10 protein-coding genes are annotated in these 11,970 nt (G+C 40.2%); 1 reads left to right on the top strand and 9 read right to left on the bottom strand.

The window, feature by feature from the left end; genetic code table 11:
• Window positions 1-22 precede the first annotated feature (22 nt).
• From leuD to ilvD, 7 genes are read right to left on the bottom strand one after another with little or no spacing between them, the layout of a single operon-like run.
• The gene (gene leuD, locus ACYVHJ_RS21555; RefSeq protein WP_339902198.1) at window positions 23-613 is read right to left on the bottom strand and encodes a 3-isopropylmalate dehydratase small subunit; all 591 of its coding nucleotides are present in this window, start codon (window positions 611-613) and stop codon (window positions 23-25) included.
• 4 nt (window positions 614-617) lie between these two features.
• Window positions 618-2,039 carry a 3-isopropylmalate dehydratase large subunit gene (gene leuC / locus ACYVHJ_RS21550; RefSeq protein ID WP_460519137.1) on the bottom strand — a complete coding sequence of 474 codons (1,422 nt, stop codon included), beginning with the start codon at window positions 2,037-2,039 and terminating at the stop codon, window positions 618-620.
• Between the two features lie 22 nt (window positions 2,040-2,061).
• Window positions 2,062-3,561, bottom strand: a complete 1,500-nt coding sequence (locus tag ACYVHJ_RS21545; RefSeq protein ID WP_460519134.1) for a 2-isopropylmalate synthase — start codon at window positions 3,559-3,561, stop codon at window positions 2,062-2,064.
• Window positions 3,562-3,570: 9 nt separating this feature from the next.
• Entirely contained in the window at window positions 3,571-4,614 is a 1,044-nt protein-coding gene (gene ilvC, locus ACYVHJ_RS21540) for a ketol-acid reductoisomerase (RefSeq protein WP_014020413.1), read from the bottom strand.
• 32 nt (window positions 4,615-4,646) lie between these two features.
• Window positions 4,647-5,147 (bottom strand): acetolactate synthase small subunit, encoded by a 501-nt coding sequence (gene ilvN, locus ACYVHJ_RS21535; protein ID WP_303615170.1) that lies wholly within the window; start codon window positions 5,145-5,147, stop codon window positions 4,647-4,649.
• A gap of 5 nt (window positions 5,148-5,152) precedes the next feature.
• Window positions 5,153-6,847 (bottom strand): thiamine pyrophosphate-binding protein, encoded by a 1,695-nt coding sequence (gene ilvB, locus ACYVHJ_RS21530; RefSeq protein ID WP_460519130.1) that lies wholly within the window; start codon window positions 6,845-6,847, stop codon window positions 5,153-5,155.
• A 5-nt stretch (window positions 6,848-6,852) separates the two neighbouring features.
• The gene (gene ilvD, locus ACYVHJ_RS21525) at window positions 6,853-8,535 is read right to left on the bottom strand and encodes a dihydroxy-acid dehydratase (protein WP_460519127.1); all 1,683 of its coding nucleotides are present in this window, start codon (window positions 8,533-8,535) and stop codon (window positions 6,853-6,855) included.
• Between the two features lie 541 nt (window positions 8,536-9,076).
• Here ilvD and ispE point away from each other — a divergent pair.
• On the top strand, window positions 9,077-9,886 hold the full coding sequence (gene ispE / locus ACYVHJ_RS21520) for a 4-(cytidine 5'-diphospho)-2-C-methyl-D-erythritol kinase (protein ID WP_460519124.1): 810 nt from the start codon (window positions 9,077-9,079) through the stop codon (window positions 9,884-9,886).
• A 61-nt stretch (window positions 9,887-9,947) separates the two neighbouring features.
• Here ispE and ACYVHJ_RS21515 read toward each other — a convergent pair whose 3' ends face one another.
• Window positions 9,948-10,853, bottom strand: a complete 906-nt coding sequence (locus tag ACYVHJ_RS21515; protein ID WP_460519121.1) for a DMT family transporter — start codon at window positions 10,851-10,853, stop codon at window positions 9,948-9,950.
• Between the two features lie 8 nt (window positions 10,854-10,861).
• Window positions 10,862-11,935, bottom strand: coding sequence for an LptF/LptG family permease (locus ACYVHJ_RS21510; protein WP_303615175.1), 1,074 nt, complete (start codon window positions 11,933-11,935; stop codon window positions 10,862-10,864).
• Window positions 11,936-11,970 lie beyond the last annotated feature (35 nt).

Below are 11,970 nucleotides of genomic sequence, written 5' to 3'. Positions count from 1 at the left end.
ACTTCGAAACTCAGAGCAAGGTTTACCTTTTGGCTTCGAATGCTACTATTTCTTCTTTAAGGTTCAGCAAATAATCGATATCATCGAACCCATTTTTCATGTTTTGCTTTTTGTAAGAATTGATATCAAATGATTCTGAATTTCCTGTGGACAGCAGCGTAATGGTTTGTTTATTGATGTCTACCTCTACTTCTGTTTCCGGATTGGCCTCAACGGCAGCAAATAACTCCTCTGCAAACTTCGGAGAAACCGTAACTGGAAGCACGCCAATGTTCAAGCAATTGTTTTTGAATATATCAGCAAAGAAACTTGAAACCACACATCTGAACCCGTAATCATAAATGGCCCATACCGCATGTTCACGACTCGAACCTGATCCAAAATTCTTACCTGCCAATAGTATTTTACCACTATAAGTCGGATCATTTAAAACAAAATCCGGTTTAGGATTTCCTTCTTTATCAAAACGCCAGTCTCTGAAAAGGTTGTCCCCAAATCCCTTTCTTTCTGTAGCCTTTAAAAACCTGGCCGGAATAATTTGGTCAGTATCTACATTTTCTGAGGAAAGCGGAACCACCTTACTGGTCAAAACATCAAATTTATCGTATGCCATGGTATTATTTTTCTTGTACTAATTCTTCTATTATATCCCTTGGGTCTGTAATCACCCCTGTAATGGCCACAGCCGCTACGGTTAAAGGTGAAGCCAATAAAGTTCGACTGCCCGGTCCTTGACGTCCTTCAAAGTTTCTGTTTGAAGTTGATACAGCATATTTTCCTGAAGGAATTTTATCATCATTCATGGCCAAACAAGCAGAACAGCCAGGTTGTCTTAATTTAAAGCCTGCATCTTCCAAAGTTTGGACGATACCTTCTTCTATAGCCATTTTTTCTACTTCTCTGGATCCAGGAACAATCCAAGCAGTAATATTGTCTGCTTTTTGTTTTCCTTTTACAAATTGAGCCACTGACCTTAAATCTTCTATACGTCCATTGGTACAACTACCCACAAATACATAGTCAATTTTTTTGCCTTCCATAGCCTCTCCCGGCTGGAAGCCCATATAATCCAAGGACTTGATATAAGATTTATTTTCACTCTCATTCATCCCGTCTGTTGTTGGGATATTTCCTCTCACCTTCACTCCCATACCCGGGTTGGTACCATAGGTGATCATCGGCTCAATGTCGGCAGCATCATATTGGTATTCTACATCAAATGTAGCTCCCTCATCAGTCTGAAGTGTTTTCCAATGTGCCACAGCCTTGTCCCATTCCTCTCCTTTAGGAGAATATTGTTTCCCTTTAAGGTATTCGAAAGTAGTTTCATCAGGGGCTATCAGTCCACCTCTTGCGCCCATCTCAATACTCATATTACAGATGGTCATTCTCGCTTCCATACTCAAAGACCTGATGGCACTTCCTGCATATTCGATGAAATACCCTGTTCCACCACTGGCAGAAATTTGAGCGATGATATACAAGATTATATCCTTAGAGGTAACCCCTTTGCCTAATTCTCCATCGATGGTTATCCTCATTTTCTTAGGCTTTGCTTGCATGATGCATTGGGTAGCAAAAACCATTTCAACTTCTGAAGTCCCTATACCAAAAGCAATGGTACCAAAAGCTCCATGTGTGGAAGTATGACTATCTCCACAAACTATGGTCATTCCCGGTTGGGTAATGCCTAGCTCGGGTCCGATTACATGGACAATTCCATGATGATCAGTCCCTAGATCGTGAAGATCTATTCCGTGCTTCTTACAATTTTCCCTTAACTTTTCAACTTGCATTCGGGAAAGTTGATCCTTGATCGTTTTGTCCTGATCAACAGTGGGTACATTATGATCGGGAGTAGCAATGGTCCTTTCCGGAAACATAACCTTATTTCCTCTTTTTTCGAGGTTTAGGAATGCAACCGGACTGGTTACTTCGTGGATAAAATGCTTATCTATGAAAAACACATCCGGACCACTTGGGATAGACTGGATCACATGCGCATCCCAAATCTTATCAAATAATGATTTCTTCTCCATTATATTTAGATTTTTGCCAAATTTATTTGACAGGTAATTTATTTAAAGCATCAATAAATGCCTTGGCTGAGGCCAATACTATGTCTGTTTCGGATCCGAACCCATGATAGGGCCGTTCATTATGCATCAATCGCATGTGGACTTTACATATATCGTCACTCCCTTTGGTAATCGCTTGGATCAAAAATTCATCCAATATAACCTGCTGAGGAATTAGCTTCTTGATGGATTTAATGACTGCATCTACGGGGCCATTTCCGTCGGATTCACTTTTCTTTTCTTCTTCACCGATAGCAAGAACAACTTTTGCATGACCACCTTCTCCTTCACTTCCTTCGTAGTAAACTTCTTTCATTTCTATGAAAGGAGCATGTTCCAGGTGTTCACCTAATAAAGACAGTAGGTCTTTTCTACCTATGTCTCGTTTTGAGTCTGCAAGGGTTAAGAAATCAGCATAAATTTCATCCAATTTCTCTTTATCAAATTCAAACCCCAGTAATTTGAGGTGATGTTTTAATGCAGCCCTCCCGCTTCTTGCTGTCAGGACTATGGATGATTCTTCTACACCTACATCTTTGGGATCTATGATTTCATAATTCTCCCTATTTTTTAGGACACCATCCTGGTGTATTCCGGATGAGTGTGCAAATGCATTTCTACCTACAATCGCCTTATTTGGCTGTATAGGCATATTCATGAGTTTGGAAATAATCCTACTCGTTTCGTAAATTTTCTTGGTATTGATTCCGGTATAAACCGGTACCTCTTTGTGACTTTTTATGGCCATCACCACTTCTTCCAAGGAGGTGTTGCCGGCACGTTCACCTATGCCATTCATGGTCACTTCCACTTGTCTGGCACCGTTGAGTACGCCTGAAAGGCTATTGGCCGTGGCCAATCCAAGATCATTGTGACAGTGGGTAGACAAGATGGCCTTGTCTATATTTGAGACATTTTCCTTGAGAAAACGAATGATATTTCCGTACTGCTCTGGAAGACAATAGCCTGTAGTATCCGGAATATTGATGACTGTAGCTCCTGCCTTGATCACTGCTTCAACAATCTTTGCAAGAAATTCAGGATCTGCCCTACCGGCATCCTCAGCATAAAACTCCACTTCACCTACAAGGTTCCTTGCAAACTTCACTGCCTTGATGGCTTTTTCAAGCACGGCATCAGGAGTACTTCTAAACTTATGCTCAATATGGTAACCAGAGACACCTATACCGGTGTGGATTCTACTTTTTTTGGCAAACTTTAATGCCTCAGCAGCCACTTCTATGTCTTTCTCTACAGCTCTGGAAAGTGCACAGATGATAGGGTCTTCTACTGCTTTTGATATTTCCACAACAGAATTGAAATCCCCGGGGCTGGATACAGGAAATCCAGCCTCAAGGATATCAACTCCCAATGCTTCCAAAGCCTTGGCTACTACAATTTTTTCCCTGGTATCGAGTTGGCAACCCGGCACCTGTTCTCCATCCCTAAGGGTGGTATCAAATATCCAAAGCTTTTCTGACATCGTTATTTTTTAATTGTTTTCTGGTCTTAATTTACGGACAGTTGCTCCCGCTTGCCACATTTCAGAATCTCTCAATTCTTTCAACTCTTCTTCTAATTTCACCCTATAATCTGGCTTACTATTGGCTTCAATAGACTTGGCAGCTTCTTTTCCTGTCTTTACACTGTTGTATAAGTCTTCAAATACAGGCTTAGTGGCATCTCTGAAAGGTTTCCACCAATCCAACGCACCTCTTTGAGCTGTAGTTGAACAGTTGGCATACATCCAATCCATTCCGTTTTCAGCTACCAAAGGCATCAAACTTTGTGTCAATTCTTCAACAGTTTCATTGAATGCTTCTGAAGGAGTATGACCGTTAGCTCTTAATACTTCGTACTGAGCAGCGAAGATACCCTGAATAGCACCCATCAAAGAACCTCTTTCACCTGTAAGGTCAGATGTTACTTCTTTGTAGAAATCGGTTTCGAACAAATATCCTGAACCTACTCCTATGCCCAAAGCAACTACTCTTTCTTTTGCTCTTCCGGTAGCATCTTGGAAAATAGCAAAAGATGAGTTCAAACCTCTTCCTTCAACAAACATTCTCCTCAATGAAGTTCCTGAACCTTTAGGGGCAACCAAAATCACATCCACATCCGCTGGAGGAACGATACCTGTCTGTTCTTTATAAGTAACACCAAAGCCATGAGAAAAGTAAAGTGCTTTTCCTGGAGTCAAATGTTTCTTAACTGTTGGCCATAAGGCAATTTGTCCGGCATCAGACAACAAGAACTGAAGAATTGTTCCTTTTTCACAGGCTTCTTCCAACTCAAAAAGAGTTTCACCAGGAACCCATCCGTCAGCAACAGCCTTGTCCCAAGTTTTGGAATCTTTTCTTTGTCCTACAATGACATTGAAACCATTGTCTTTTAGGTTTAGTGCCTGTCCAGGGCCTTGAACCCCATATCCTAATACGGCGATTACTTCGTCTTTTAGGACTTCCTTGGCTTTTTCAAGAGGAAATTCTTCTCTTGTCACTACGTTTTCTTCAACTGTACCGAACTTCAGTTTCATAACTATAAATTAAAATTGATTTTAAATTGGTATTATAAATATTTATCAATACTCACCATTGGCTTGGCCACAGCTACTCTGCCGGACCTAACAAATTCCAGAACATTAAATTCTTTTAAAACTTCCAGCAAATCCTGGGTATCTTCTTTATGGCCTGTCATTTCTATGACCACAAAATCCTTCTCGGCTGAAATAATCTTCGCATTGTACTGACGAATTACTTTCTCCAAACCTGGATCTATACTGTCAATTGGAATTTTGTACAAGGCAATCTCTTGAAAAACCATTTCATCATCCACGTAATAAAAGGCTTTGATTACATCAATGATTTTCTCGATTTGCCTTGACAACTGAATCACTTGTTCTTCAGTTGTATTCACCTCAATGGTGATCCTATAGATCCCCTCTTCTCTACTTTCTGAGGCAGTAAAACCATCAATATTGATCCCCCTACGGGTAAATATTAAAGTAATTCTACTGAGTATTCCTATGAAATTTTCTGTAAATACAGAAATTGTGTATCTTCTTTTCATCTGAGTTATTTAAGTCTAACTTCTTCTACAGAACTGCCGGTGGCAATCATTGGAAAAACATTGTCCTCTTTTTCTACTTTCACCTCAAGGAAATAAGGTCCATCATGTACAAACATCTCAGCTACCGCCTGGCGTAAATCAGCCCTTTCATCTACTATCTGTACCTTAAAGCTATAAGCTTCTGCGATTTTTATAAAATCAGGGTTGTCTAGTTCTGTAAAAGAGTAGCGCTTGTCAAAAAACAACTGCTGCCACTGCCTTACCATTCCCAAGAAATTATTGTTAAGCAAAACAACCTTTACAGGAGCTTTGGTTTGCATAATGGCTCCAAGTTCTTGAATGGTCATCTGAATTCCTCCATCTCCCACTACACAGATTACTTCTTTGCTGTAGTCATGGAGCTGAGCTCCCAAAGCGGCAGGAAGAGAGAATCCCATGGTGCCTAGGCCCCCGGAGGTAACCTGTGTTCTGGAGGTCTTGTATTCAAAATACCTCCATGCTACCATTTGATGTTGACCTACATCTGTTACCAAAATAGCATCATCAGCTTTAAACTCATTGATATGTCGAATCACCTCACCCATAGTCAAGCCATTCTTGGTCGGAGACAAGTCATTGCCCACAACCACTCTTTTTTCCTCAGCCTCAAGCGCTCTGAATTGCTTGAACCATTCCGGATGTTCTTTCTTTTCTACCTTCTCAACAAGCTTTTCTAAACTAACTTTACAGTCACCTAGAATAGGTACATCGGCCTTAACAATCTTGTTAATTTCTGCAGGATCCAATTCAAGATGAATAACCTTGGCTTGTTTGGCATAACGCTTCACATCTCCCGTTACCCGGTCATCAAACCGCATGCCCACGCTGATCAAGACATCACATTTATTGGTGAGCAAATTCGGTGCATAATTGCCATGCATTCCCAATTTGCCTACGTAATTTGGATGATCCTCAGACAAGGCTCCTGTACCCAACAAGGTACAAGCAGCAGGAATTCCAGTCTTATCTAAAAATGCTTTTAACTGACTTTCGGCCTTACCCAATATTACACCCTGACCATACAAAAGATAAGGTCTTTTGGCATTATTGATAAGTTCAGCTGCAGCATCAATCACATTGTCTTCCACCTTAGGATAAGGACGGTAAGAGCGAATATTAAGACATGGAACATAATTATAATCTCCCAAGGCTACCTGAGCATCCTTTGTTATGTCTATCAATACCGGCCCTGGTCTTCCGGACCTTGCAATATGAAAACCTTTGGCAATGGCCGGAGCGATATCCTCCACCCTTCTTACTTGTATATTCCATTTAGTGGCAGGCATTGAAATCCCTACCACATCTGTTTCTTGAAAAGCATCTGTTCCCAGAAGTGGTGACAACACCTGTCCTGTAATACAGACGAGAGGTGTACTGTCAATTAAGGCATCAGCCATGCCAGTTATTAAATTGGTTGCTCCCGGACCGGAAGTGGCCATACAAACCCCCACTTTACCGGAAACTCTGGCATATCCCTGGGCAGCATGAATAGCGCCTTGTTCGTGTCGGGTGAGGATATGCTGGATCTGATCCATATAATCATAGAGTGCATCATACACCGGCATGATAGCCCCTCCCGGGTAACCAAAAATAAATTTGGCATTTTCTGCTACCAGGGATTTGATTACAATTTCTGCCCCTCTTATTTGTGAATCATTCATAGTCGTTAATCTTTATCCGTAACGCATCCTTCAGATGCCGTAGAAACTAACTGAGAATATTTTTTTAATGTTCCATTTAAATGGCTTAAGTCTTTATTTACCCAAGTTTTCTTTCGCTCTGCAAAAGTTTCTTCAGATACATCACAAGAGATTTCAAGGGTCTCTCCATTAATGGTGACCATATCGCCATTTTGTAAAAGTCCTATTGGACCACCTGTATATGCTTCCGGTGTTACATGACCTACTACAAAGCCGTGTGTACCTCCTGAAAATCTTCCATCTGTAATCAATGCTACATCAGCTCCCAGCCCTGCTCCAATGATTATAGAAGTAGGTTTAAGCATCTCAGGCATTCCCGGTCCACCTTTTGGACCTACAAACCTGATGACGACAACATCACCTTTTTGAACTTCCATGTTTTTCATGGCATCGTTGGCCTCCTGTTCTGAGTTGTAAACCTTTGCAGGTCCTGTAAATGAGACGCCTTCTTTACCTGATATCTTGGCCACAGAACCTTCAGGAGCAAGGTTGCCTGACAAGATACAAAGGTGCCCTGTTTCTTTCACAGGTGAATCTATTGGGTTGATTACACTTCCTTTCGCTACTTTAATAGGCGCAATATCAGCCAAATTTTCTTCAATGGTTTTGCCTGTAACTGTCATGCAATCTCCATGTAGCAAGCCATTGTCTAGCAGGTAACGCATAAAGGCCGGCAAACCTCCCTGATCGTGCAAGTCCTCCATCATGTATTTACCACTAGGTTTAAAATCACCTAATACAGGAGTAGTGGCATTTATTTTCTTAAAATCTTCCAAGCCAAAGTCAATCTCAGCAGTTCGGGCAATGGCCAACAAGTGCAATACGGCGTTGGTACTTCCTGCAAGTGCTACAACCACCCTTACGGCGTTTTCTAAACTCTTCTTGGTAACAATATCTTTTGGCTTCAAGTCCATGGCCAATAAATTGGCAATGAATTCACCTGCGGCTTCACATTCTGCTGCTTTCTCCTGAGAATTGGCAGGATTGGATGCACTGTAAGGAAGTGAAAGCCCCATGGCTTCTATGGCAGAAGACATGGTATTGGCGGTATACATTCCCCCACAAGCACCTGCTCCGGGACATGCATTTTTGATTACGCCTGTATAATCTTCATCAGATATTTCATTTTTGATTTTCTTGCCATAGGCCTCAAAAGCCGAAACAATATTCAATTTCTCACCTTTATATTTCCCGGACCTGATGGTGCCACCATAAACCATGATAGAAGGCCTGTTTACCCTTAGCATGCCCATAACTGCACCCGGCATGTTTTTATCGCAACCAGCTACTGTAATTATCCCGTCAAATGAATGACCTAGAATAAATGACTCTACAGAATCAGCAATGATCTCTCTAGAAGGAAGACTATAACGCATTCCCGAAGTACCCATTGAAATACCATCACTAATCCCTATTGTATTGAAGACCAATCCAGTCAGTTTTGACTTTCTTGTAGAGGCCTTTATGGCTCTTGCAAAGTCATTAAGGTGCATGTTACAAGGGTTACTTTCATACCCGCAACTTGCCACACCCACAAAAGGTTGCTTCATCTGCTCATCCGTAAGCCCTGTTGCGTACAACATGGCCATTGACGCCGGATTCTCTTGATTATCGCTTACCTCCCAACTATTCTTTTTTGAATTGCTCATTATAACTGAATTATTTTTAACAACTGGCTTATAAAAAAAAGTGCTTCACTCGAATGAAGCACTTTGATTGATTTTTTCTATTGGCAATAGATCAGCGCTTCATCACTTACTAAATGATAATGACAATTAGGACGACAAGGCTGACAACTACTAACATATCTCTTTTAAGAGTATTATTTCTGACTATTTTATATACTATTATAATGCAATATTAAAACCCTTAATCCACACTTACAATATTTTAATTCTTTTTTTAATTTCTTGAAAATAAGAAAATAATGTAAATGAAAACAAATGAAAAATTAAAGCCTTAAATAGTAGATTATCAAATATTTTATTTTAAAAAAATTAATTAAGGTAAAAAAATTCAAAATTTTATTCTGATCCAAACATTTGTTAATTTTTCCCTAAAAAAACCGACTTTTAGGCGATACTTACCAACTTTAAACAGAAGTAGGCCAATAACTAAAAAAATACCTTAAAAAGCTTCATAGAAAATCCACAGCTTTGTTTTAATTTTAATGCTTAAAGCTATACAAATATGATCATTTTTCCCAATGCCAAAATCAACCTTGGCTTACATGTGCTCAGAAAAAGAACCGATGGATTTCATGACATCGAAACGTGCATGTACCCCATTCCTTTAAAAGAGGCATTGGAAATAATCCCCTCCAAATCTTTCTCTTTTAGTCACAGTGGTATCTCCATTCCAGGAGATTCAGCCAATAACCTGATCGTAAAAGCTTATCAGTTATTATCGTCAGATTTTCCCGAAACCCCGGCAATTGCAGCACATTTGCATAAGCGCATACCCATCGGTGCAGGACTTGGTGGGGGCTCTGCCGACGCAGCTTTTGCTTTAAACCTTTTGAACCAACTTTTTTCGTTAGGGCTAGATGCCAAACAATTGGAAAACTATGCCTCACAATTGGGTAGTGACTGCCCGTTTTTTATACAAAACAATCCGCAAATGGCAGAAGGACGGGGTGAAAAACTAACTCCCTTCCCTATCGATCTTTCAGGGAACTGGCTATACTTGATTCACCCGGGCATCCATATCGGCACAAAAGAAGCATATGGAGGCATACAACCCAAGCTTAGTGAGAAGGATTTAAAAACCATTCTTTCGGATCAGTCATCATGGAAATCACAGCTGGTCAACGATTTTGAGAAAGGTGTTTTCGCCAATCACCCCGAAATTGCTACCATCAAAGAAAAACTATATGCTGCTGGTGCATGGTATGCGGCTATGTCCGGTTCCGGCTCTGCAGTTTTTGGATTATTCAAAGACCGACCGGAAGCCATTGATTTTCCGGAAAATTATTTCGTATTCACTGAAAAATTACCTTAAAAAAATGAACGATTTCCAATTGTAAAGCCTGATTCAAAATTTATTAGCCTGCATTTTACGCTCAGTGGATTTTTCTTGGGGTGCTGCCTAACCTTCTTTTTTGGACATAGCGAATCAACGGGTAGATGCAGACTGAGGCCAAAATTATCAGGGTTCCCAAGTAAAATTCAGGAGTCATTTTCTCTTTCTCTCCAAAAATAATAAAAGCCAATAGAATGCCATAAACAGGCTCCATATTTACTGTCAAATTCACTGCAAAGGCTGTCAAACGTTTCATCAAATTCACCGACAATGTAAATGCAATCACTGTACATACTTGAGACAAAACCAGTAGCCAAAACCAATCCAAACCTTTCGGAACCCAAGAAAAACCAGCTTCTGCAAACCAGTTGATATAAAATGGAATAAAGACAGTGGTAAGCACAAAGGCCCCTATCATTTCATAAAAGGTAATAATAAAGGGACTATGGCTTTTAGTTAGTCTCCCATTAATCACGGTAAAACAGGCACTTAATAATGCAGATACAACTGCCAAAAAAAGACCCAAAGAATAGCCCGATTCAAACTTAAAAATCACTATTAGACCTACAATCACGATCAAGCCAAGCAATACTTCATACCATTTTATCGCTTGTTTGTTCACAATAGGTTCAATAATGGCAGTCCACAAAGAGCAAGTGGCCATCCCTGCCAAACAAACAGAAGCTGTAGACACTTGCGCCGCCCAGAAAAACAAAATCCAATGTGCCCCAATTAGGCCTCCGGTTACCAGAAATTTAAGCAAAGCATTCCACCTTACCCTTATATTTCTCTTCTTAAACTTAAGTAAAAAATACAAGCCTGCACCGGCAAGCATGGTTCGGTAAAAAACGATCTCAACGGCAGGAAGACTTATCAGTAAACCCAAAATTGCTGTAAATCCCCATATTAGAACCACGAGATGAAGCCATAAGTAATCTTTTACCATAAGCTACCTTATCTAGGAACTGTTTTGTAAAGCACCAGACCGGTAATTCCAAAAACAATATTAGGCATCCACACGGCAAGGACAGGATAAGCCGTACCTGCTTCCGCAAATGTTCTTGAAAGCAAAAACAGTATGATATAAACGAAAGCTAGCATAAAGCCCAAGGCTATTTTAAATCCTGATCCGCCTCTGGTTTTTCGAGCGGAAACAATGACCCCAATAAAAGTCAATAGAATCGCAGCGAACGGTGACATGAAGCGTACATATTTTTCTATTTTGTAAAAGCTTACATTGTCCGCTCCTCTATCTTCAAGAATCAAAATTTGGTTGGAAAGATCAGGTAGGGTGAGGGTTTCATGATGATTGAGAGGAAGGTCAAAATCATCGGGAGTAATAGACAGGGTGGTATCCATGGCATCTCCGGTAGTCCAAGTCTCCCCCATTTCATTAAACTCTCTCAACCTCCAATTTCGTGCATTCCAGACATGTTTGGCTGTATCCCAAACAATCCTTTCTGCTGAAAATTTTGAGATTAGTTTTCCTTCCTTGATATTTTCCAAAGTAAAATCATGACCTTGATTTACAGAAGTAAAATACCTCCTCATATAGGCAAATAAATTCGGCGCGACCTTAATATGAATATTTTGCTGGTTGACATCTTGACCTTTGTCCAGGTATTCAACCCTAAATTTTGAAACCCCCTCAGTGGCAACCGGTAACACCCAGCCATTTAGAAAGAAACTTACTACGGCGATCAAGAAAGCGGAAAAAAGGAATGGCAGAAGCATTCGTAAAAAACTCACTCCACTACTGAGAATAGCTATGATCTCAGTCCGTCCTGCCATTTTAGAAGTAATGAAGATCACAGAAATAAAGACGGTAATTGGTGTAAGTAAGTTGTTTAGATAAAGGCCATAGTTGAGCATGTATTGCAAAATCTCAGAAGCAGGCACTTCATTCCGAATATAGGTATCATTCTTTTCGGTAAAATCTAGTACCAAAACGACCAAAATCAACATCAAAACCACAAACAAATAGGTTTTGAGAAAATCTTTGATGATTAACTTATCCAATAACTTCATACCAATTGGTCTTTCTCTAGTCTTGCAAATGAAAC

Source organism: Cyclobacterium sediminis (assembly GCF_054781075.1).
This window is presented reverse-complemented; position numbering and strand designations above follow the sequence as displayed.

Coding starts and splice junctions, on each gene's coding strand:
- ilvN (WP_303615170.1), bottom strand. CDS start 5,147: ATGAAAAGAAGATACACAATTTCTGTATTTACAGAAAATTTCATAGGA.
- ACYVHJ_RS21515 (WP_460519121.1), bottom strand. CDS start 10,853: ATGGTAAAAGATTACTTATGGCTTCATCTCGTGGTTCTAATATGGGGA.
- ilvD (WP_460519127.1), bottom strand. CDS start 8,535: ATGAGCAATTCAAAAAAGAATAGTTGGGAGGTAAGCGATAATCAAGAG.
- ACYVHJ_RS21510 (WP_303615175.1), bottom strand. CDS start 11,935: ATGAAGTTATTGGATAAGTTAATCATCAAAGATTTTCTCAAAACCTAT.
- ispE (WP_460519124.1), top strand. CDS start 9,077: ATGATCATTTTTCCCAATGCCAAAATCAACCTTGGCTTACATGTGCTC.
- ACYVHJ_RS21545 (WP_460519134.1), bottom strand. CDS start 3,561: ATGTCAGAAAAGCTTTGGATATTTGATACCACCCTTAGGGATGGAGAA.
- ilvC (WP_014020413.1), bottom strand. CDS start 4,614: ATGAAACTGAAGTTCGGTACAGTTGAAGAAAACGTAGTGACAAGAGAA.
- leuD (WP_339902198.1), bottom strand. CDS start 613: ATGGCATACGATAAATTTGATGTTTTGACCAGTAAGGTGGTTCCGCTT.
- ilvB (WP_460519130.1), bottom strand. CDS start 6,847: ATGAATGATTCACAAATAAGAGGGGCAGAAATTGTAATCAAATCCCTG.
- leuC (WP_460519137.1), bottom strand. CDS start 2,039: ATGGAGAAGAAATCATTATTTGATAAGATTTGGGATGCGCATGTGATC.